Origin of the sequence: Streptomyces sp. NPDC099050, from assembly GCF_044759865.1 — a bacterium.
GTDB lineage: Bacteria > Actinomycetota > Actinomycetes > Streptomycetales > Streptomycetaceae > Streptomyces.
Map to the genome: position 1 here is coordinate 19,507 of NZ_JBIWAE010000012.1, position 20,683 is coordinate 40,189.

At 71.6% G+C, this 20,683-nt stretch carries 21 protein-coding genes; 12 read left to right on the forward strand and 9 right to left on the reverse strand.

Annotation, left to right across the window (positions count from 1 at the left end):
- Nucleotides 1-65 precede the first annotated feature (65 nt).
- From ACIQV3_RS20835 to ACIQV3_RS20850, 4 genes are all read left to right on the forward strand, one after another.
- Nucleotides 66-1,328: an NAD(P)/FAD-dependent oxidoreductase gene (locus tag ACIQV3_RS20835; protein ID WP_403713888.1), complete on the forward strand. Its 1,263-nt coding sequence runs from the start codon at nucleotides 66-68 to the stop codon at nucleotides 1,326-1,328.
- A 306-nt stretch (nucleotides 1,329-1,634) separates the two neighbouring features.
- Nucleotides 1,635-2,918: a class I SAM-dependent methyltransferase gene (locus tag ACIQV3_RS20840; RefSeq protein ID WP_403714133.1), complete on the forward strand. Its 1,284-nt coding sequence runs from the start codon at nucleotides 1,635-1,637 to the stop codon at nucleotides 2,916-2,918.
- Entirely contained in the window at nucleotides 2,915-4,201 is a 1,287-nt protein-coding gene (locus ACIQV3_RS20845; protein ID WP_403713889.1) for a class I SAM-dependent methyltransferase, read from the forward strand. Before ACIQV3_RS20840 ends, ACIQV3_RS20845 begins: the two co-directional genes overlap by 4 nt.
- A gap of 94 nt (nucleotides 4,202-4,295) precedes the next feature.
- Nucleotides 4,296-5,033 (forward strand): alpha/beta fold hydrolase, encoded by a 738-nt coding sequence (locus tag ACIQV3_RS20850; RefSeq protein WP_403713890.1) that lies wholly within the window; start codon nucleotides 4,296-4,298, stop codon nucleotides 5,031-5,033.
- Here the strand turns inward: ACIQV3_RS20850 and ACIQV3_RS20855 are convergent.
- The 4 genes from ACIQV3_RS20855 to ACIQV3_RS20870 form a co-directional block, all read right to left on the reverse strand.
- A complete protein-coding gene (locus ACIQV3_RS20855; RefSeq protein ID WP_403713891.1) occupies nucleotides 5,024-5,341 on the reverse strand; it encodes an SH3 domain-containing protein in 318 nt (105 codons plus the stop codon). The two genes, ACIQV3_RS20850 and ACIQV3_RS20855, sit on opposite strands and share 10 nt — an antisense overlap.
- 183 nt (nucleotides 5,342-5,524) lie before the next feature.
- Nucleotides 5,525-7,285 (reverse strand): nickel transporter, encoded by a 1,761-nt coding sequence (locus ACIQV3_RS20860; RefSeq protein WP_403713892.1) that lies wholly within the window; start codon nucleotides 7,283-7,285, stop codon nucleotides 5,525-5,527.
- Entirely contained in the window at nucleotides 7,282-8,625 is a 1,344-nt protein-coding gene (locus ACIQV3_RS20865; protein ID WP_403713893.1) for a tetratricopeptide repeat protein, read from the reverse strand. Before ACIQV3_RS20865 ends, ACIQV3_RS20860 begins: the two co-directional genes overlap by 4 nt.
- Nucleotides 8,626-8,821: 196 nt before the next feature.
- Entirely contained in the window at nucleotides 8,822-10,267 is a 1,446-nt protein-coding gene (locus tag ACIQV3_RS20870) for a DUF4331 domain-containing protein (protein WP_403713894.1), read from the reverse strand.
- A 991-nt stretch (nucleotides 10,268-11,258) separates the two neighbouring features.
- Between ACIQV3_RS20870 and ACIQV3_RS20875 the strand changes: the two genes are divergently transcribed.
- Together ACIQV3_RS20875 and ACIQV3_RS20880 are read left to right on the forward strand one after the other, a co-directional pair.
- Entirely contained in the window at nucleotides 11,259-11,837 is a 579-nt protein-coding gene (locus tag ACIQV3_RS20875; protein ID WP_403713895.1) for a fasciclin domain-containing protein, read from the forward strand.
- 163 nt (nucleotides 11,838-12,000) lie between these two features.
- Nucleotides 12,001-12,552: a hypothetical protein gene (locus tag ACIQV3_RS20880; protein WP_403713897.1), complete on the forward strand. Its 552-nt coding sequence runs from the start codon at nucleotides 12,001-12,003 to the stop codon at nucleotides 12,550-12,552.
- Between the two features lie 110 nt (nucleotides 12,553-12,662).
- Here ACIQV3_RS20880 and ACIQV3_RS20885 read toward each other — a convergent pair whose 3' ends face one another.
- From ACIQV3_RS20885 to ACIQV3_RS20900, 4 genes are read right to left on the reverse strand one after another with little or no spacing between them, the layout of a single operon-like run.
- Complete coding sequence (locus tag ACIQV3_RS20885; protein WP_403713898.1) at nucleotides 12,663-13,187, reverse strand: hypothetical protein; 525 nt, start codon at nucleotides 13,185-13,187, stop codon at nucleotides 12,663-12,665.
- On the reverse strand, nucleotides 13,171-14,109 hold the full coding sequence (locus tag ACIQV3_RS20890) for a DUF6286 domain-containing protein (RefSeq protein ID WP_403713900.1): 939 nt from the start codon (nucleotides 14,107-14,109) through the stop codon (nucleotides 13,171-13,173). The genes ACIQV3_RS20885 and ACIQV3_RS20890 overlap by 17 nt, the downstream gene beginning before the upstream one ends.
- Complete coding sequence (locus tag ACIQV3_RS20895) at nucleotides 14,106-14,291, reverse strand: hypothetical protein (protein ID WP_403713901.1); 186 nt, start codon at nucleotides 14,289-14,291, stop codon at nucleotides 14,106-14,108. The genes ACIQV3_RS20890 and ACIQV3_RS20895 overlap by 4 nt, the downstream gene beginning before the upstream one ends.
- 46 nt (nucleotides 14,292-14,337) lie before the next feature.
- Nucleotides 14,338-14,853: an Asp23/Gls24 family envelope stress response protein gene (locus tag ACIQV3_RS20900; RefSeq protein WP_403713902.1), complete on the reverse strand. Its 516-nt coding sequence runs from the start codon at nucleotides 14,851-14,853 to the stop codon at nucleotides 14,338-14,340.
- A 178-nt stretch (nucleotides 14,854-15,031) separates the two neighbouring features.
- On the opposite strand from ACIQV3_RS20900, the gene ACIQV3_RS20905 reads away from it, so the two are divergent.
- The 3 genes from ACIQV3_RS20905 to ACIQV3_RS20915 are packed head-to-tail and all read left to right on the forward strand — an operon-like array spanning nucleotide 15,032 to nucleotide 16,640.
- A complete protein-coding gene (locus ACIQV3_RS20905; RefSeq protein ID WP_403713904.1) occupies nucleotides 15,032-15,619 on the forward strand; it encodes an RNA polymerase sigma factor in 588 nt (195 codons plus the stop codon).
- On the forward strand, nucleotides 15,610-16,299 hold the full coding sequence (locus tag ACIQV3_RS20910; RefSeq protein ID WP_403713905.1) for a hypothetical protein: 690 nt from the start codon (nucleotides 15,610-15,612) through the stop codon (nucleotides 16,297-16,299). The genes ACIQV3_RS20905 and ACIQV3_RS20910 overlap by 10 nt, the downstream gene beginning before the upstream one ends.
- Nucleotides 16,296-16,640 carry an Asp23/Gls24 family envelope stress response protein gene (locus ACIQV3_RS20915; RefSeq protein WP_403713906.1) on the forward strand — a complete coding sequence of 115 codons (345 nt, stop codon included), beginning with the start codon at nucleotides 16,296-16,298 and terminating at the stop codon, nucleotides 16,638-16,640. Before ACIQV3_RS20910 ends, ACIQV3_RS20915 begins: the two co-directional genes overlap by 4 nt.
- An 18-nt stretch (nucleotides 16,641-16,658) precedes the next feature.
- Here ACIQV3_RS20915 and ACIQV3_RS20920 read toward each other — a convergent pair whose 3' ends face one another.
- Nucleotides 16,659-17,150, reverse strand: a complete 492-nt coding sequence (locus ACIQV3_RS20920; RefSeq protein ID WP_403713908.1) for a helix-turn-helix domain-containing protein — start codon at nucleotides 17,148-17,150, stop codon at nucleotides 16,659-16,661.
- Between the two features lie 329 nt (nucleotides 17,151-17,479).
- Here ACIQV3_RS20920 and ACIQV3_RS20925 point away from each other — a divergent pair, with 329 nt between their 5' ends.
- The 3 genes from ACIQV3_RS20925 to ACIQV3_RS20935 all read left to right on the forward strand — a co-directional run bounded on the left by ACIQV3_RS20925 (nucleotide 17,480) and on the right by ACIQV3_RS20935 (nucleotide 20,572).
- Complete coding sequence (locus ACIQV3_RS20925) at nucleotides 17,480-18,361, forward strand: DUF4394 domain-containing protein (protein ID WP_403713909.1); 882 nt, start codon at nucleotides 17,480-17,482, stop codon at nucleotides 18,359-18,361.
- 190 nt (nucleotides 18,362-18,551) lie between these two features.
- Nucleotides 18,552-18,917: an STAS domain-containing protein gene (locus ACIQV3_RS20930; RefSeq protein WP_403713910.1), complete on the forward strand. Its 366-nt coding sequence runs from the start codon at nucleotides 18,552-18,554 to the stop codon at nucleotides 18,915-18,917.
- A gap of 416 nt (nucleotides 18,918-19,333) precedes the next feature.
- On the forward strand, nucleotides 19,334-20,572 hold the full coding sequence (locus ACIQV3_RS20935; RefSeq protein ID WP_403713912.1) for an MFS transporter: 1,239 nt from the start codon (nucleotides 19,334-19,336) through the stop codon (nucleotides 20,570-20,572).
- The last annotated feature ends 111 nt before the right edge of the window (nucleotides 20,573-20,683 follow it).

Here is a 20,683-nt window from a genome sequence, read left to right on the forward strand (position 1 = left end):
CCGTCCGCTGCGAAGTACGGGTGAAGCCGCTGTGCCCGGCGGCGTGTCGAGTGGCGGGAGCGGTCGTGGTGGAACAACGGAAGGTGGCGGTGATCGGCGGTGGCGTGGCAGGCCTGACGGCCGCCCACGTCCTGTCGTCGACATCCGAGGTCACCCTCTACGAGGCCGACGGCCGGCTGGGCGGGCACGCTCATACCCACGACCTCGCCGGCCCCGCCGGGCAGGTCTTCGCGGTGGACTCCGGTTTCATCGTGCACAACGAGCGCACCTACCCGACGCTCCTGCGGCTCTTCCGCGAACTGGACATCACCACCCAGGACGCCGAGATGAGCCTGTCGGTGCGGTGCGACGGCTGCGGTCTCGAGTACGCGGGCGCGCGCGGGCCGAGGGCGCTCTTCACCGGGCGGGCGGCGTTGCGCGGCCGCTACCTGCGGCTGCTCGCGGAGGTGCCCGTCTTCCACCGCGGGGCCCGGCGGCTCCTCGCGAACCCGGCTTCCCGCCACCTCACGTTCGGCGACTTCCTGCGCGCGGGAGGGTTCTCCGACTACTTCGTGAGCCACTTCGCCCTCCCGCTGGTGTCCGCGGTGTGGTCGTGTCCCGCCCGGATCGCCCTGTCCTACCCGGCCTCCTACCTCTTCACCTTCCTCGACCACCACGGCCTCCTGTCCGTGACCGGCTCCCCGCGGTGGAAGACCGTCACCGGCGGCTCGGGCGCCTACGTGAACGCCGCCGCCAAACGCCTGCACCGGATCAGGACCTCCAGCCCCGTGGCCGCGGTCCGCCGGGACGTCCGGGGCGCCGCGGTCACCACCGCCGACGGCGCCACCGGCGGCTATGACGCGGTCGTGATCGCCACCCACCCCGACCAGGCACTGCGGATGCTCACCGACCCCACCGCGGACGAACGGCGTCTCCTCGGCGCCTTCCGGTACTCGCGCAACCCCACCGTCCTGCACACCGACACCAGCCTGCTGCCCCGCTCGCCCCGCGCGCGAGCCTGCTGGAACTACCACCTGCCCCACTGCGCCCCGTCCGCGGAGGGGGTCCGGCTCAGCTATGACATGAGGCGCCTCCAGAACCTCCCCGAGGGCGCCGATTACGTGGTCACGCTGGGCGCCGAGGACCGAGTCGACCCGGCCCTCGTGGTGGAGCGGATGGTCTACGAGCACCCCGTCTACACCCCCTCGTCGGTGGCGGCCCAGAAGGAACTGCCGCGCCTGAACACGCGGGTGACCGCCTATGCGGGGGCGTGGCAGGGCTGGGGGTTCCACGAGGACGGCTGCCGCTCCGGAGTCGCCGCGGCCGGCGCCCTGGGAGTGGACTGGTGACCTGGGGCGCGCCGGTGGCCGCGGTGCCGTACGGGTGCGTGGTCGCGCACGCCCGCCCCGTCACCGCCCGCGCCCCGTCGGGGTCGCAGCCCGCCGGCCGTGGTCGGCCGCCGCCGCGTGGGCCGCGATCCGGCGTCACGCCATCCGCCTCATGGTGCGCGGTCCGACCCTCCAGCCCCGTCCCCCGTACGTCCCCCGTCCCCCTCCCACGTACGTCCCGTACGTCCCGTAGAAAGGCATGCTTCCGTGAGCCGCCCCACCACCACCCCTCACGACCGCGCGCGGAGGTCCGAGCGCGGCCCCGTCGTGCCCCCGCAGTCCCGCAGGGCCGCCCAGGCACCGTCCGCACTGTCGGACCGGGTCGAGGTGGACGCCGCCCTGTGGCCGGACGTGGCCCGTCCGCCGTCGGGACGGCCCGGCCACGCCGCCGTCGCCCGGCTGCTCGTCGGCCGCGCCCTCAAGCGGCTGCCCCTGGTGGTTCACCACAGCGCCGGCTCCCCCGTCACCCACACCACCGCCGGTCCCGTCCTGACCATCCACGACGCGGACGCCTTCTACCGCCGGATCGGCCGCCACGGCCTGATCGGCTTCGGCGAGTCCTACATGGCCGGCGAGTGGGACAGCGACGACCTGCCGGGCCTCCTCACGGTGCTGGCCCTACACGTCGACGAGCTGGTGCCCGCCCCGCTGCGCGGTCTCCGCGCGGGATGGGTGTCCACCCGCCCGAGCCGGGACCGCAACACCCCACAGGGCTCGCGCGAGAACATCCAGCGCCACTACGACCTGTCCAACGATCTCTTCGCGGCCTTCCTCGATCCCACGCTCAGCTACTCCTCCGCCGTCTTCACCTCGTTCCCCGCCCGGTTCGAGACCCTCGCCGCCGCGCAGCACCGAAAGATCGACCAGCTTCTGGACCTCGCGCGCGTCGCGGACGGTACGGAACTGCTGGAGATCGGCACCGGCTGGGGTGAGCTCGCACTGCGGGCCGCCGCCCGGGGCGCCCGGGTCACCACCCTGACCCTTTCCGCCGAACAGGCCGATCTCGCCCGCTCCCGGGTCCGGGCCGCCGGACTCGCGGACCGCGTCGACGTCCAGCTGCGCGACTACCGGGACATCGAAGGCCGGTACGACGCCGTGGTCAGCGTGGAGATGATCGAGGCGGTGGGCGCCGAGTACTGGCCCTCCTACTTCGCCGCACTGCGCGGCGCCCTCAACACCGGTGGGCACATCGCCCTGCAGGCCATCACCATGGGCCACCGGCAGATGCTGAACACCGCCGCCACCCACACGTGGATCAGCAAGTACGTCTTCCCCGGCGGCCTGATCCCCTCCCGTCCCGCCATGGCGGCGCACGCGGCCGCGGCCGGCCTGCGCACCGTGTCCGACCAGGGCTTCGGCGAGCACTACGCGGAGACCTTGCGACTGTGGCGCGAGCGGTTCGACACGAACCGCCAGGCCGTACGGGCCCTCGGCTTCGACACCGTCTTCCCGCGCCTGTGGGAGTTCTACCTGGCCTACTCCGAAGCCGGCTTCCGATCCCGCTACCTCGACGTCCGCCAGATCCTCCTCACGGAAGGGAGCACCCGATGAGGCCCGCCGCCGATCGCCTCGCCGACCTCCTCGGCCACTTCTTCGCCGGCCCCCTCCCGGTACGCCTGCGTGCCTGGGACGGCAGCGAGGCCGGGCCGGGCGACGCACCGCTGGTCGTCCTGCGATCCCCCGAAGCCCTGCGCCGCCTGGTGTGGCAGCCGGGCGAACTCGGCCTCGCCGAGGCGTACATCACTGGTGACCTCGACGTCGAGGGCGACCTCGCCCAGGCTCTCGGCCGGGCCGGCCGATCCGTACGCGAGCAAGGGATCCGGAGGCCGGGTCCGGCCGCACTCGCCGCGGCGACCGCGCTCGCCGCGGGACTGGGCGCCGCGGGACCGCCTCCCCGGCGCCCGCACGGCCGCGCCCGTCTCGGCGGCCGCCTGCACAGCACCTCCCGGGACCGTGCGGCCATCAGCCACCACTACGACCTGTCCAACGAGTTCTACGCCGTGCTGCTGGATCGGACGATGGCGTACTCCTGCGCCTACTGGACGCGCCCCGCCGACGCCTCGTACGGTCTGGCGGATGCCCAGGCCGACAAACTGGAGCTGATCTGCGGCAAGCTCGGACTCCGTGCGGGCGACCGGCTGCTGGACGTGGGCTGCGGCTGGGGCTCGCTCGCCATCCACGCCGCCCGGGAACACAAGGCGCGCGTCACGGCCGTCACCCTGTCCGCCGCCCAGCGGGACTTCGTCACCGCCAGAGCCGTCGCCGAAGGCGTGGCCGACCTGGTCGAGGTCCAGCTCCGGCACTGGCGCCACATCGACGGCGGGGGCTACGACGCGGCCGCCGCCGTGGAGATGGGCGAGCACGTCGGCGACGCCGAGTACCCGCTGTTCGCCTCGATGCTGCACGGGGCGCTGCGCCCCGAAGGCCGGCTCCTCATCCAGCAGATGTCCCGCGGAGCACACGCGCCCGGCGGCGGTCCCTTCATCGAGACGTACATCGCTCCGGACATGCACATGCGTCCCCTGGGCCGGACCGCGGACCTGCTGGAGTCGGCCGGGCTGGAGGTCCGCTCCGTCGAATCCCTGCGCGAGCACTACGCGACCACCATCGACGCCTGGCGCGCCAACATCGAAGAACGGTGGGGCGACATCGAGGACCTCGTCGGGGAGACCACCGGTCGGGTGTGGCGCCTGTACCTGGCCGGCGCATCCCTCGCCTTCTCCGAACGCCGCATGGGAGTCGATCAGTTCCTCGCCGTCCGGCCCACCCGCGAGGGGAACTCGGGGATGCCCGCCACGCCCGGAACCCGGTACGCGCGGGACGAACGGTCATGACAGGCGTCGACCGCCCCGGATTCGCCGCATACGCTTCCCGGACCAGCGGTGTCCTTCCCCGGCCGCCCCTTCGACTCAGAACGGGAGATCGGACGTGAACCTCTTGGGCCACGCCTCTCAAGACACCTCGGCGGCCCTGGTCCCGGTCTTCGGTCACCGCCTGCCGCAGGAGGCCACGGCGGCGGTCCTCCTCCTGCACGGGGGCCGGGCGGACGCCCTCGGGCCACCACCACGTCTCAACCTGCCCGGACTGCGGATGCGGCCCTTCGGCGCGGCACTGCTGCGCGACGCATTCCACGATGATGTCCTCGTCGCCCACGTCCGCTACCGGTACCGCGGATGGAACGGGCCGAACGCGCACCCGGTCGCCGACGTACGGCGGGCACTGGACGAACTGCGCGCACTCACCGGTCCCGTTCCCGTGGTCCTCATCGGGCACTCCATGGGGGGCCGCGCGGCGCTGCGCGCGGCGGCGGACCCACAGGTCAAGGGAGTCGTCGCCCTGGCACCCTGGTGCCCGGCCGGCGAGCCCACCGCCCATCTGCACGGCCGCACCCTCATCGCCCTGCACGACGGGGCCGACCGTGTCACCAGTGCCGCCGACACGTGGTCCTACCTCACGCACGCCCAGTCGGCGGGAGCCCGGGTCCTGGGCGTCGAAATGCCCCGTGGCGGGCATTCGATGATCCGGGACGCCGGCCGATGGCACCGCATCACCACCGAAGCCACGCGCGCGGTCCTCGCAGACTCCGTGCTCGCGTCAGGGGAGTCGTGGGCCGGGAACCCCCGCCCGGCCGCAGCCTTCCCGGCCTTGTTGCAAGGTCAGCAGTAGCGGACCCATTCGTGGGCGTGGACGTAGTGGGCGTCGACCCAGCCGGACTTGTCGGCGAGGTGGTACCAGCCGTCCTGCTGGCAGGCCAGCTTGACGTGGCTTCCCGGGGACAGGCTCCACACCACGGGGGAATGGGTCCACGGGTGCTGGCGGACATTGAGCTCGATCCGGGAGGTCACCGTTCCCGACACTCCGTGATCACGGTGGTGGGACTGGGGAGCGGCCCCCGCCGCGCCCATGCCCGCCACACCGAAACCGGCAGCCAGGACGACGGCGGCGAACCCTCGGCCGATCGTTCGTGCGGTCATCGCGGAACCTCCTCGTTTGGCCCCTCACCCCTGCGCCCCAGGGCCTTCGCGGACCCGGCGCCGTGAGCACTCGGCTCACGCCTCCACTGAGTGATTCGGCGACTCACGCCGCACGGATTGGTATGAATTGAGTACTAATCGCCCGAGGCCCGCGTCACCCCTTCCGGGAGGTGGTCGGCCGGTTCACATGCCGGTGACGGCGCGGGCGGTGAGGCCGAGCCCGACGAGCAGGACGAGGGCCGAGGTCGCCGCGGGTCCGGTGCGGCCGAGTGCCCGGAGACGGGCGGAAGCCTTCTGGGCGGTGCGGGTGGCGATGCGGTCGCGCAGCCGTACGAGGAGGAGGCCGGCGAGGGTGAGGGTGGCGGCCATGCCGAGTCCGTAGCCGATGACGAGGAGGATTCCGAAGGCGGTGCGGCCCAGGGCGACGGCTCCGAGAAGGACGACCAGGGCCGAGGGGCTGGGGACCAGGCCCCCGGCGATGCCGACGCCGATCAGCGACCAGCGGCGTCCACGGGCCGGGGCGTTGGCGTGGTGGTGATCGCCCTCGCCTTGGTGCGGGCCGTGCGGGTCGTGCGATTCGTACGGGTCGGCTGCGGCGGTTTTCGTCAGGACGACGGTGGCTCCGCCGTCCGCCGTGCTGTCCGGCGCTCGGCGCGAGAGGGGCAGGACGGCCGCCGGCTCATGGCTTACGTGATCTCCGCCATGAGCGTGACCTCCGTGGTGATGGCCGTGGCCGTGGTCGCCGCCATGCTCGTGGCCGTGGTCATGCCCGTGCCCATGCCCGTGGCCGTGTCCGTGACTGTGGCCGTGGCCGTGGCCGTGGCCGTGGCCGTGGCCGTGGCCGTGACTGTGGCCGTGCTGGAGGGGGCGGCCGCGGAGAGCGGAGCGCAGCAGGTGGAGGCCGATGGCGGTGACCAGGAGACCGCTGGCCAGGCCGAGCCAGGCCAGGACGGTTTCCCCGGCGAGATGAGTGGCGACCGGGAGGGCGAGGCCCAGGGCGAGGACACCGGCGGTGTGGGTGAGCGTGACGGTGGCGCCGACGGTGACGGCATCGCGCGGGGTGCCGCGTCGGCCGGCCAGGTAGGCGGCCATGATCGTCTTCCCGTGGCCGGGCAGCGCGGCATGGGAGGCGCCGAGCACGATGGCCAGGAGCAGGGCGAGGAGGCCGACGGGCACGGTCAGTTCGCGGTGGCCGACGAGGGCGTCGAAGAGGGCGGAGACCTTGTTCAGTGCGGCGGTGACGGGGCCCGCGCCGGGCAGCCCGGACGGCACGGGCCCGGCCACCGGCTGCTGGCCCGGAGCAGTCCGGATGTCGGCGCCGCGCTGGTCGAGCGGGTCGGCGAGCGGATCTTGCGGGTAGTGGCGCAGCCGGTCGGTGGTGGAGACGGCCGGGACGGTGGAATCGGTGAGGGAGAGCCCTTGGCCGCGGGCGGTGATCTCGTGCCAGCCGACGCGCCGGGTGTCGTAGTGGGTGGCGACGCGGAGGCGGGCCGGCGAGGTGAGGTGCGCGTCGGCGGTGAGCGGGCAGGTGAGGCGGCTGGTCTTGAGCCCGGCCTCGCCGGTGTGGAAGGTCAGCCTGCCGGTACCCCGGTTCCAGCGGAGGCTCCTGCCGCCCACGTCGGCGGTCAGTTGCCCGGCCAGTGTGGTGCACGCCGTCTCCGCGTACGCGCCCTGCTCGTCGGCGGTGACGGCACCGTTGTGGTCCCGGTCGATGAGGGGGCGCTCCTGTGCGGCGGCGATCTCGGCGCGGTCGACCACGATCTCGGCCTCGACCGTGCCGGGGCGCAGGGTGAGGCTGGTCGCGTAGTTGACCGTGAAGTTCCCCAGCGGGTGCGCTGATGCGGGCGGGGCCGTGGCGAGGAGGGTGAGCTGGGTGAGGAGTGCCGCTGTGAGCGGGATGGCGGCCAGGCGCAGACGTAGGCGCAGGCGGGTGCTGGGGTTCATGGGGTGTCGTCGATTCGCCGGATCGCGGTGCGTGCCTCGGGGGCGTGCAGCGGGTGGAAGGAGGGGTCGAGGCTCAGTGCCTGCCGGAGGTCGCGGCGGGCGGCCGCGGTGTCGCCGAGGGCCTGGTGGATGGCGCCGCGGTGATAGAGGAAGAGCGCGCTGCGCGTGCCGAGCACGAGGGCCTTGTCGGCTTGGGTGAGGGCCTCTTGGGCACGGCCCGCGCGGTGCAGGGCCCAGGCGTAGGCGTCGTGGACGGCGATGAACGGCCTTTCGCGTACGGCGGTTTCGGCCATGGACACGGCCTGGCGAGGATCTCCGTGGTCGGCTTCGAAGAGGATCGCGTCGGTGTCCGCGGACGCGTCGCCGGCCCTGCGGAGCGTTTCCTGTGCGCGCAGGACGGCGTATTGGGCCTCGGCCGCGTCCCGGTGGCCGAGCGACTGCTGGAGTTCGCCCAGTGCCAGGAGATACTGCGGCAGCGGGGCCTCCGCGATGGCCGACGCGTAGTCCGCGACCGCCTGCCGGGCATCGCCCGTGGCGGCGCGCGCCTTGGCCCGGGCTTCCAGCAGACCGGCATCGCGCGGCGCGCCGGCAAGCCCCGTCTCCGCCTGGCGCAGGGCGGTCGCCGGATCTCCGCTGCCCAGGGCGAGGGCCGACAGGTGGGTGTGGGCGAAGGCACGCTCGCTCGGGGTGCCGGCCGCGCGCAGCGCGCGCTCCATCAGCTCGCGGGCCCCTCCCGTGTCGCCGCGCAGCTCGAAGACGTAGGAGGCGCGGGCCAAGGAGGCGCTGTCGGGGCGCAGGTCGGCCATCTTCTGGACGGCCGCTTCCGCTTCCCCGTAGTGACCGAGCTGGGTGTGGGCGTCGGCGAGCACGCCGTACGAGGCGGGGGTCGCGGGACTGGTCGCGATCGCCTTCTCCGCCCAGGTGAGCGCATCGCGGAACTGGTGGCGGGCGGCGGCGAGCGCACCCATGCCGATCTCGGCGTGCAGGTTCTCCCCCGGCTGGAGCCGGAGCGAGTGACGCAGGGCCTTCTCCGCTTGGGCGTACGTGGCCTGGTCGGCGGTGGTACGGGCCTGCTGGACCAATGCCATGCCGAGGTCCGCCCAGCTGCCCGGATCCTTCGGCAGGCGTTCGACTCGCTCGCGCAGCGCCGCGATCCCGCGCACCGGGCCGGCGGCCGACGATGCCGTGGGTGTGGTGTCCGGCCCGCCGGATCGGGACGGGGAGAGGGCGACGGCGCCGACGGTGAACATGACCACGCCCAGGGCGATGGTGATCGCGGTGGTGCGCAGGTGTCCGCGGCGCCGGATCGTGGGGGCGGGTTCGTCTTCGGGCCGGTGCACGGGATCCTCCCCGGGGAAGTTCGGTGGATGGCGTCCCGGGCGGGAACCGGAGGACCGACCTCGGTTCCCGCCCGGAGCACGCCGGGTCAGCTGGTCGTGCGGTTGCGGCGCGGGGGGTACCCGCCGAGGCCGGGGAGCGGGGTGCCGAAGCCGCTCAGGGAAGCGGCGTTCTCCCGCCCGGACCGCTCCTTGCCGTTCAGCTGCTGTTGACGGACTTGGTGTGCGGGAGCGCCAGGTACGGGAAGGAGGTGCCGAACGGCACCTCGTTGGTGTTGACCTTGTCGCCGTCGGCCAGGGCGGGGACGAGCTGGCCGGTCTGGGCGGCGCCTTCGACGGCCTGGAGGGAGATGTCGATGACGTCGTCGGTCAGGCGCCGGCCGTTGGGGAAGCCCGCCAGGTCACCGGCGAGAACTCCGTAGCGGTTGGGGTTGGCCGTGGGCGGCACGGCCATGTTCAGGCGCAGCTCCTCCGCCGGCACGATGTCGCGGAGCTTCGCGTCCTTGTTCAGGCGGTGGGCGTTGAGGTCGGCCTGGATGGGACCGCAGGCCTTGCAGATGCCGGTGAGGTAGATCTCGAACAGGTCCCGTCGGGGGGCCGGCGGGGCGGGGATGCCGTAGATCTGCTGGATCAGCTTGGGCAGGATCGGGTCGAGGACCTTGTCGACGACCGGCTGGACGGTGCGGTCCTGGTCCGGGTTGAGGGTGTTGAAGGCGTCCTTGTACTTCAGCGGGACGACGACCTCGTTGACCAGCGGGTTGCCGAGGCGGGAGACCTGCTTCCACTTCTCGCCGTGCCGCTTGTCGCGGGAGTCGGAGACCTGCACGCCCTGGCGGTCGGTGGTCGACCAGACGCCGATGACCGGGTTGCGGCTGGGGTTCCCCTTGAGCGCCAGGTCCTTCTTGGGGATCTGGAGGGCGATCGAGTTGACGTTGTAGCCGGCGAGGGTGTCCTGGCCACGCTCGCTCAGGTCACCGCCGTAGAGGAGGTCGAAGACGCGCAGATCGGCGAAGAAGGGGTCCTCGGCCTGCCCGGCGAAGGTCTTGCCGCCCCCGGGGACGTTGCGGATCGCCTCGTTGCGCAGGGCCGCGTAGTTCGGCATGGAGGCCGGGCCGACGCGGGACGGGGCGGCGGGCACCCCGGTGAGCAGGACCTTGCTCTTGTCGCCGCGGGTGACCACGAGGTCGTAGACCTGGCGGAAGTTGAGGTCCGGGTCGTTCAGCGAGGTGACCGGGCCCGTGTTGTAGAGGAACTGGTTCGCGTCGTCGCGGTAGCTGCTGCGGAAGCGCCAGGTGTAGGTGATGTCGGAGACGCCGTCACCCGTGTTGTCGATCTTGATGTTGTGGCGGAGGTCGTCGCCGAACGCGTAGAAGTTCGGACCGCCGTTGGGCTCCTCGAACGGGATCCAGTTGGCCAGGAGTGTCACCGAGTCGGGGCGGTCCAGGCTGGTGTACGCGTACACGTCGGTGTTGTCCGCACGCGGGTCGCCCGCGATCAGCGGGGCCTCACGGTGACTGGACGCGGAGCTGACGCCCGGAGCCAGGGTGAGGGCGGCCAGGCCCGTCGCGAGCGCACCGGCGCCCAGGACCAGAAGGGACTGGTTGAGTACACGGCGTGAACGGGGCCGTGCGGAGATGGACTTCAAGGGTGTTCCTCTCGACTGCGAACCCCGGCCCACCGCACACACCGGCACGGCCGGACAGGGGCGTTCAGATGGGGTGACCACTCGGTCGGACAGCGCGCCCGTGAGGCATCGACAGCAGCGCCAAGGCCCGTCGACCCTGGGCGGCGCAATTGCACTCGGACCGCGCAGACGGAAGGAAAGCATGTTCCACCGACCGTGCGCGACATCATTCTGCGGATACCCGAGGAGCGCCATGCCGCCATGAATGCAAAACGGCTGGCCAAAGCCACCCGACAGGGAAATGAGGGCCCCATTAATTATTTCGACACGCAGTCTGGACACTAGGCCAATCAGGGGCCTGGACGCTATTGCAAGAAATGCGCAATAACGGTTTCGGCGCTGACGGAACCAAGAGTCCACAGGTCAAGCCCCTCACAGGTGGCCGCCCGGTGCCGCAGTGACACCCAAGTCCAGAAGAACCGACCGGGGCCGGATAGGCGCGCGATGGGGCGACTGCCGAACGCCATGGCCAGGCTAGCCGGAACGTTTCTTCGCGAGTGAAGAATTATCACTGATCGGCCGCAGGCGAAGTGTCCGACATTACTGCCGGGATTCGACCTATTGTCGGTCCGGAGTTTCCCTTCTCGAGCCCTCGGCCTCCTGGAATCCGTGCGGGTGGTTACGGACGAACCGTCCGGCGGCCCCGGGCGGGCCCGCACCACGCCTTCGATGGGACACCACCTGCCGGCTTGGCGCCCAGCGGCCCGTTCCCTCGAAGGAGTGGCCCCGCCCCGGCGTTCGGCCGAACGCCTTCGTCCGCGACTCAGGCCCCCGAGCGCGGACGCCGGACGGTGACGGCGAGGAGCCCTCAGTAGCAGTGCGTTCGTTCGGTACATTTCGTAGCTTTCTCCACCAATCGGGTCGGCGTTCGGTGACGAATGAACGGTTGAGGGGGACGAGCGGGCCCCGGGACAGGACAGAGCTGTGAGCCCGCCTCCACGAGGAGGAACACATGACCACCCACCACGTCCGTCGTTGCGCCGTACTCGCGGCAGCAGCTTTCGCACTTCCCGTCGCTCTGGGCGTGACCGCCCCGGCGTTCGCCGAGTCACAGCAGTCCGATCCCTTCGGGCCGGCCTGCGCATCGGTTCCCAAGGAAGGCTCCGGCAGTCTCGCGGGCATGGCCAAGGACCCCGTGGCCACCGCCGCGTCCAACAACCCGGCCCTGTCGACGCTGGTCACGGCCGTCAAGAAGGCGGGCCTGGTCGACACCCTGAACAACGCGAAGGGCATCACCGTGTTCGCGCCGACCAACGAGGCGTTCGCGAAGATCCCGAAGGCCGATCTGGACAAGATCCTGGCGGACAAGGCCGAACTGACCAAGATCCTCACCTACCACGTGGTGGGCGAGAAGATCACGCCGAGCCAGCTCGGCGCCGGCTCCTTCAAGACCCTTGAGGGTGGCTCGCTGACCACGGCGGGGTCCGGTGAGGCGTTCACCGTCAACGACAAGGCGAAGATCGTCTGCGGCGACGTCCAGACCGCCAACGCCACCGTCCACATCATCGACTCCGTCCTCACCCCGATGTGAGACGGCTCCGGGCCGCCTCCGGGCTCCGTGTCGGACGCCTCTCCCATGAGGCTGCCAACGGGGTTCGGCGGTCCCGGCGCCGACCGCTCCACGCTTCGGGCGGCGGGCGGGGGCCGCGAACCGAAGGGGCTAGTGTGACGTCAAGGAGAACTGGAGTACGGACATGGACACCGAACACCGCCCGGTACGGGGCCTGCCCGGCAGGCCCCTGGCCCTCGTACTCGGCCTGGCGGGCGCCCTTGCGCTGGCCGTCACGGCTCCCGCGGCGGCAGTCGCGCCGCCGGACGACTCCTCGGCCCTCACCTGGGGCCAGACCCGCGTCTACGACGACGGCCTCGCGGTAACGGTCGCCCGGCCTTCCGCGTTCACCCCGAGCGACACCTCCGCGGGCCACCGCGTGGGACACCAGGCAGTGGCCTGGAAGATCACTCTCAAGAACGGGACGACGGAGGCCTTCAAGATGTCGCTCGTCTCCGTCTACGCGAAGTACGGCACGGCCGGTGAGCGGGCCGAGCGGGTCTTCGATTCCGCCAAGGGCATCGGCTCGGACTTCGAGGGCAGCATCAGCCGCGGCCGGTCCGCGACGGCCACGTACGTCTTCGACATCCCCAAGGCAGCCGTCGGGTCCCTCGACATCGAGGCCGTGCCCGACATCTTCGACTACGAAGGAACCCACTGGACCGGACCCCTGAACTCCCGGACCGGACCGTCATGACCGGACCGTGATGACCGGACCGTGACGACCGCTCCGGCTGGTGACCGACCGGAAGGCGCCTGGTCGGTGGTCGGTGGTCGGTGCTCCCAGCTGCGGGGCCTCGTTGCCGGCTACCCGATCCGGCGCCGGCGGCGCGTGCGGACGGTGATGCGGGCTTCGACTTTCAGGGGGTGGGGGGCGAGGAAGCCACGGGCTTCCGGTGTTGCTTCTGTGGCCAGGGCGGCCAGGATCCGGTGTGGTGAGGCGGTGTCCTCGAGAACAAGACGGATCCTGAGGCACGGGTTGGCCCGTGTTCCTCGCAGGCCGGCCTGGACCGCGGAGACGCCGGCCAGCGCCTGCAGGCGGGAGGCCACCGCCGCTGTGAGCGCCCTGGTGTCCAACGCGGTGCCGGGTGAGGACAGCGGCAGCCGTCGGATGGTTCGACGGCGCAGCTGCAGGACCAGCACGGCGGCGGACACCGAAGTGGCGAGCAGGGCCGTGACGAGGATTGCCTGCCAGGAATCGCCGCTGAAGGCCGCCCACCACCGCGGCACATCGTCCATGGTGCGGGTCAGGACGAGTGCGCCGGCGGCGAGCAGCACGGATCCGCCGGTCAGAAGGATCAGCCGGTTGACGGTGTTACGCGTGCGGTCCATCAGCGTCCTCTTCCCCTTGCTGTGGTGAGGGCCCAGGCTGCCATCGTGGGCTCGGTCGTACCCGGACACGGGTGCGCACGGGCGCTGCCAGGCTCAACTCCCCCAGTGCCGCGGCTGCGGCTCGCGTGAGGTGTTCGCGTGCCTGGTCCTTTTCGCCGTAGGCGAGTTCGGCCCGTACCTTCAGCCGTCGCCTGCCCACCCGAACGCGGGCGGCGCAGACACCGGGGACCTGGGTGAGTGCCGCACGGACGTGCTCTCCGGCAGAGCGACGGCTGATGACCGCCCGCACACCGTGCCCGGGAGTGGACATCACCAGGTCGCCGCGGCGGCCCGGAGTCAGTGCCAGTACGACCATCCACGCTCCCGCCACCGCCACCACTGCCGCCGCGGCCCAGGCCGTGGGGACGCCCGACCCGTGGCCGCTGAGCCGGTCGATCAGAGCCCTGCGCCACGGCGCGGGCTCATGTCCCAGGAGGTGTGCGGCGGTCACGTCCCGCAGGACGGCGGCGCCCGCGGCGAAGACGGCGGCGGCCAGTAGTGCGACGGGCAGCCTGCGTTCGGACCACCTGCGGGTGCGCACCCGCTCAGGGGCGTGGTCGGTTTCGTCGCAGGCCAGGGGTGGCGTGGCGGGCGTGGTGGCCAGTTCGCGGATCCGTACGCGGGGCGGCGGCAGGTGCAGGCCGGTCAGGTGGGCGGTCCGGGTCTTGACGTGTTCCTGCACCGTGCGTGCGGCTCGCCCGGCCGAGCCGCGGTAGGCGAGGGCGATGGTGACGGAGGCCTCCGCCGTGCGCCCGTCCACGGAGGCCGTCCCCTTGGTGACCCTGCCGCCGTCCCCGGCGACCACCTCCCGTGCGGCCTGTTCCGCGATCTTGCGCACCACCCGGTCGGCGACCGTGGTCGTTCCGCGCTCCCGGTCCGTCACCTTCCGCCCCGCTCCCGCGACAGCAGCAGGGCGCGGACGTCGCCTCCGTGTTCGAGGAACCGGCCGGCTGCGAAACCGATCGCTCCCAGGGCCGCGACCAGGAGGAAGGCCCCGAACCCGCCGAACCAGCCCGCGAAGGCCAGTGCCATGCCGATCAGGAGTCCCAGCACGTCTTTGGTCATCACTTCACCTCTCGCGAGAAACGGGACACGGCGGCGGGCGGCCCGCTCATGCCACGCGCGAGTCCGCCGGTGCGCCGGGCTCGTCGTCCCCGGGGAGGTGGACGTCGTTGACGGCCACGTTCACCTCGACGACCTCCAGCCCGGTGATCCGCTCCACCGCGGCGATCACGTTCTCCCGCACGTCGCGGGCGACATCGGTGATGGGCACTCCGTACTCGACGACGAGGTCGACGTCGATGGCCGCCTGGCGCTCGCCTACCTCCACTTTGACGCCCCGGCCGACGTTGGGACGTCCGCCGGGAACCCGGTCGCGGACCGCGCCCAGGGTGCGGGACAGGCCCCCGCCCATGTCGTGCACCCCGGGGATCTCCCGGGCCGCCATACCGGCGATCTTCACCACCACCACGTCCGCGATGGACGTCTTGCCGCGCGTTGCGGCCGGCTCGGACACACCGCTCTGCCCGCCGCTCAGAGTCGTCGTGGTGGCGCTCTTGCGGATGGCGGTGGTCGTGGCCGTGTTCGTGTTCGTGGCCGTGGCCGAGTCCAGTTCCTGGGTGGTCATCTCGCTCCTCAGAGGGACGTCGTTGCCTAAACGCTCTTGCCTACGTTCGACACCGGCCAGGGCAGTCCCGTTACGCACCGGCCTCGAATCAGCCGGTCGGCAAGATGTGCCGCCCGATGCCCGTAACGGAGTAGGTGCTCCTGGTGTCCAACAAGGTGAACGCGAGAGGAGCCGGCAGGTGACGGCTGAGCGGGACCAAGGGCCACAACGACCAGCGGCGGTGGAGCGGCACGATGACGCGCTCCTCACCGTCCGGGCGGCGGAAGGGGACGAGGAGGCCTTCGAGACGCTGGTCCGCAGATACGGGCCGCCCATGCTCCGGCTGGCCGGACAGCTCCTGGGCAGCCGGGCCGAGGCCGAGGACGCGGTCCAGGAAGCCTTCGTCAGCGCGTGGCGCAAGCTGCCGGAATTCCGGGGCGAGGCGGGATTCGGGACCTGGCTGCACCGGATCGTGACCAACCGGTGCCTCAACACCCTGCGGGCACGCCGTACGGTCACGGACATCGACGAACTGCCCGAGCAGGCCGCGCCCGAGCACCAGAGCTCACCCGTGCGTGCCGCGGAGTCCCAGGCCGCGGTGCACGCGCTCGGCAAGGCGATGGCCGTTCTCTCACCCGAGCAGCGGGCCTGCTGGGTCCTGCGGGAAGTCGAGGCCGTGCCGTACGAGACGATTGCCACGATGGTCGGAATCAGCCAGGAGGCAGTACGGGCCAGAGTCTTCCGAGCACGGCGCTGTCTGACGGAGGCGATGGACGCATGGCGATGAACGAACCCCGCGAACCCCGCGAACCCCGACACGGTACGGAGCCGCAGGACGTTCAAGATGTTCAGGACGTTCAGGAGGTCCTGCCCTGCGGCCGGGACCTCGCGGACCTGTGGGACCGACAGGACGGTACTGAAGCAGGCGACGCTCGTTCCGCCGGATCCCACGCGGCCACTTGTGGCCACTGCGCCGCGGCGCTCGCGGACTTCGCCCGGCTTCGCCGCGCCGTCCTCCGGGACGCCCGGGAAGCCCAGGAAGCCCAGGAAACCGGTGCGGACGGGGAAGAGGCCGTATCCAGGCTCACCGCGAACATCATGGACGTCGTACGCCTGGAACTGCGCCCCGGCCGCACCCTCGCACTCGGCGAGATGGACGAGGATTCCTGGATCTACGAAGCGGTGGCCGCCCGGACCTTCCGTACCGCGGCCGAGCGGGTCCCGGGCGTCCAGGCGGGCAGCTGCCGCGTCAGCCCCGGCCCGGGCCCCCGTACAGGGGACCGGACACCAGCTCACGTCCGTATCGAGGTGACCGTCGGCACGACCCGGGACCTACCGCTGACCGCCGACAGGATCCGCGAACAGGTCGCCCGGGCAGCCCGGCAGGCCCTGGGCATGCACATCGCTTCCATCGACGTGGCGGTAACCGACCTCCACCACGAAACGTCCGGCGAGGCTGAACGATGACGACGAACAGCGGCGAACAGGTCCAGAGGGCGCTCGGTGAAGCCGTGCTCGGCGTGAGCGGCGTCGCGTTCCTCAGACCGGCTCTGGGCAGCCTCCTGAGCTCCACGGCCAGGGCACGCCGCCTTCTGCCCGGCGCATCACCTCAGGGCACCGCGGGCATCCGGATGACGGCCGGCGCCCAAGGGGCGGGACCGGCCGTCGAAGTCCACGTCGTCCTTCTCCGGGGACATCGTGCCGTTGATGTGACCAGGGCCATCAGGCAGACGGTCCAGGCGGCCCACCCGTCCACGGCAGGGGCGATCCCGGTTCACGTCACCGTGACCGTGACCGGGATCGCCTGACTGAACGGCTTCCGACCGTCAGCCCGCCCACCCCGGCAGGTGGACGTCCAGAAACACCAGTGCCAGTGCCCACGCAGCGAAGATCACAGCGACCGCGGCCACATGCGGCAACCACCCGATGGCCGACGCTTCGCCCCGGTCCCCCACCACGGGCTCCGGGGGCGCCGTACTCGGAGCGGTCACGTCCCGGCCGGGCGCAGGAGGAGCCGCGGTGACCTGTTGGGGCCTGCGGCTCGCCGGCAGGGAAGCCGCCTTGGGCTGGAGGTCGGCGCGCTGGGCGAGCCCCTGGAGGAAACGCCGGTAAGCCTCACGGCGTTTCCCCGTCGGCGTGCTGCGCCCCGACTCCCAGGAGCGGACGGTGGCCACCCGAACGTCGAAGGCGACCGCCACCTGCGCAGGGGTCAGCCCCCACAGTTCACGGAGCCTGCGGCGCTCACCCGGTGCGGGGAGCGCCGCGGGCCGCGCGGTCGCTCGAGCGGACTTCGGGGACAGCGTGTGCGAGGACGTCATGCCTATAGGACAATCCGCCCGCAGCCGCGTTACGGGCGTCCCCGCGACATCACCCGTATGCCGAAGTTCGCCTGCGCGGCGGCCGCCAGTACGCCTTTCCGCGCGGAACCCACCTCCCGCCGGCCCGGATTCCGGCCGGCACGGATTCCGGCCGGCACGGATTCCGGCCGGCACGGATTCCGGCCGGTGGGCTGCCGCGGACTGCGCCGTTGGGGTGATCTGAAGGCGGCGGTCACATCCGGGGGCGGGTCGGCGCCGAAGCACTCGCGGGTCCCGCCCTCACGCACGCCGGGCGGTGCCATGAAGCCACATCTCCGTGAAAGGTGACCATGCGTACTCGCAGCTCCGTTCTCGCCCTGTCCGCCGTCCTGGCGGCGCTCTGCGCGGCCCCCGCCCTCGCCGCGTCCCACACCGGCACCGACACGCCGCCGTCGACCCTGCCGGCCATGGATCACAAGGCCCTGTCCGCGGTCGGACTCACCTCCGACCAGCGGCTGGTGGAATTCGACGTGGCCAAGCCGTCCAAGACCCACTCGATCGGGAAGGTCGCCGGATTGGTGGGCGACACCAAGCTCGTCGGGATCGACTTCCGGGTGCAGAACGAGATGCTCTACGGAGTGGGCAACAAGGGCGGCGTCTACACACTGTCCACCAACAACGCGAAGGCTTCGAAGGTCTCCCAGCTGACGGTAGCGCTGTCCGGAACGCGGTTCGGCGTCGACTTCAACCCGGCCGCGAACCGTCTGCGGGTCATCTCCGACACCGGCCAGAACCTGCGCCACAACATCGACGACGCTGCGGCTCCGCTGACCACCACCGTCGACGGCACGCTCACCAACCCCACCACTCCGCCCTCGACCGCCACGGGTGTCACCGGCGCGGCCTACACGAACAACGACCTGGACACGGCGACCGCGACGTCGCTGTTCGACCTGGACACGATGGCGGACCGGATCTCGCTGCAGTCCCCGGCCAACGCGGGCACCCTCGCACCCACCGGCAGCCTCGGCGTCAACGCGATCCTCGACGCGGGCTTCGACATCTACTACTCGCCCAAGACCGGCGCGAACAAGGGCTTCGCCACGATCAGCACCGGCAGTTCCTACGGCCTGTACGAGATCAACGTCCTGACCGGGAAGGCCACCAGCCGAGGCACGTTCCCCGGTAAGCAGCAGGTCACCGACATCGCGGTGCCCGTCAACCAGGACTGAGGCGCACCGCCCGGCCCTCGGGAGGGACCGCTTGGGAGCGGCTCCCACCCGGGGCCGGACACGTGCGACCGGTCCGGTCACCGCCCGCACAGGGACGGGCAGTAGGCCGCCGGCGGGCGCCGGCCGTGCATACCGGCCCCCGGTGCGGGCATGAGCGCCGTACCGACCTATGTAGCCGTGGAGACGAGGAATGCCGGTGCTGCCCTTCAAGGTGACCGAGAGCGGTGTACTGATCATCCGACTGCGAGCCGACCTGGATCTCTCCGGCCGGGCGGCCGCCGCTTCGGGGATCGACGGCTGCCTCGCCGCCCACCGGTCCGCGCCCGTCGTCCTGGAACTGTCCGACGCGCCGCTGAGCGGCGCCGCGATGAGCGCGGTCGTCCGGACCCACCACATGTGCCGCTCCGCGGACACGCCGATGGCCGTCGTCGCGGCGCGAGCCGAAACGCGCCGGGCCCTTAACGCGGGCACGGGCGGGCCGGCCGTCCACCCCACCCGTGCGGCGGCCCTCGATGCGCTCTCCGCCACCCCGACCGAGGTCGCCACGGCGGCGTGACGGGTTCGTGATCGCCGGCACGCGGCTCAAGCCCTGGGCGCATCAGCCGCGTCACGGTGAACCCCACCCACTGGCACGTCGTCCCGCTTGCGCACTGATCGCCGCCGAAGCCGTCAGCAGGTCCACCTGCTCGAACGGGTCGGGCACCACTGCACTTCGCGAAGCCTTCCAGCAGGGGGAGTTGTCACATTCAGCTACGTCGCTCCGCGCGCCGTAGGCGGGCCCAAGTCGGTCGTGCGGCACCCCAGCAGGGCATTCGCCCGCTGGATGCGAGGCATAGCGAACGACGATGACACGGAGGGTGGGCAAGGTGGCCCGCCGCGACGCATAGTCGAGGCACTTCGCCTCGGCGTGTCGGCGCCTCGCCGCACCTGGGCGCTCCCGCCATCCCGCTCTTCCCGCTCTGGAGCCCCGCCATGTCCGCAGCCGCCACCCGGTCCCCGTACCAACGAACCCCCGGGCGGCTCCCGGCCGTCCTGTTGATGGCCGGCAGTTGCCTGCCCGTCCTCGGAGCGGTCCTCCTCGCACCGGTTCTGCCCCGCATGCGGGACCACTTCGAGGGTGTTCCCGGTAGTGGCGCCCTGGTGCCCCTCATCCTCACGGTCCCGGCCCTGTCGATCGCCCTGCTCGCACCCTTCGCGGGGGTCCTCGTCGACCGGCTCGGCCGGAAGCGCCTTCTGCTCGTCGCCACGGTCATGTACTCGATCTTCGGCACGGCCCCCCTCTGGCTGGAATCCCTGCACGGGATACTCGTCAGCCGGTTCCTCGTGGGCATAGCCGAGGCCGCCATCATGACCGCCTGCACCACCCTGATCGGCGACTACTACAGCGGGGAGGTCCGGGACCGCTACCTGGCGCTGCAGACCATGTGCGCCTCGGTCTCGGCAACGTTCTTCTTCGTTCTGGGCGGCGTCCTGGGCTCAGCGAGCTGGCGCGCTCCGTTCTGGCTCTATGCCGTCGGCCTGCTGATCGCCCCCGCCATGGCACGTGCGCTGCCCACGCCGATACCCACATCGGAAGGTGACCTGGCCCATGCCCATGCCCATGCCCATGTACCGCCGGCGAAGGGTGCGTTCTCGGTCTGGCGTATGGCCGGCATCTGCGTCCTGACCGTCTTCGGCGCCGTGGTCTTCTACACGGTGCCCGTGGAAATGGCCTTCCTGCTGGACGGCCTGGACGTGGACTCCACCGGCGCCATCGGGGCGGTCACGGCAGCGGCCAGCGCCGCCACCGTTCTCGGCTCCATCGTCTTCACCCGTCTTCCCGCCCGGCGCCGGCAGTCGCTGTGGGCCTTCTTCGGCGTCTGCGCCGCGGGCTTTCTGATCATGGGTACCGCCGACAGCCTGCCCCTACTGGTCGCCGGAGCCGTGCTGAACTGCATAGGCACGGGTCTGCTGTTGCCGGCGTTGGTGACCCGGGCGATGTCCGGCCTCGGGTTCTCGGACCGTGGACGCGGCATGGGGCTGTGGACCGCGGCGTTCTTCCTCGGCGAATTCCTCTGCCCGCTGGTCCTCCTCGGAGGCGAAATGGCCGCGGGGAGCCTGGCGATGGCAGTCGCTCTCCTCGCCCTTCTCACCGCCCTCGTCTCAGCAGCCCTCGCGACACTGACGCGCCGACGGCCCGTGCCCGAAGCCGTGCCTGCCGCGCAGGAGTAGTGGCGGGCCGTCGGCGGTGGCGCGCCCCGCCATTTGTTCACACCAGATCGCGCATCCACCCCAACTGTTGCGATCTGACGACCTGTTGACCCTTCTGCCCGGAGAACCGCC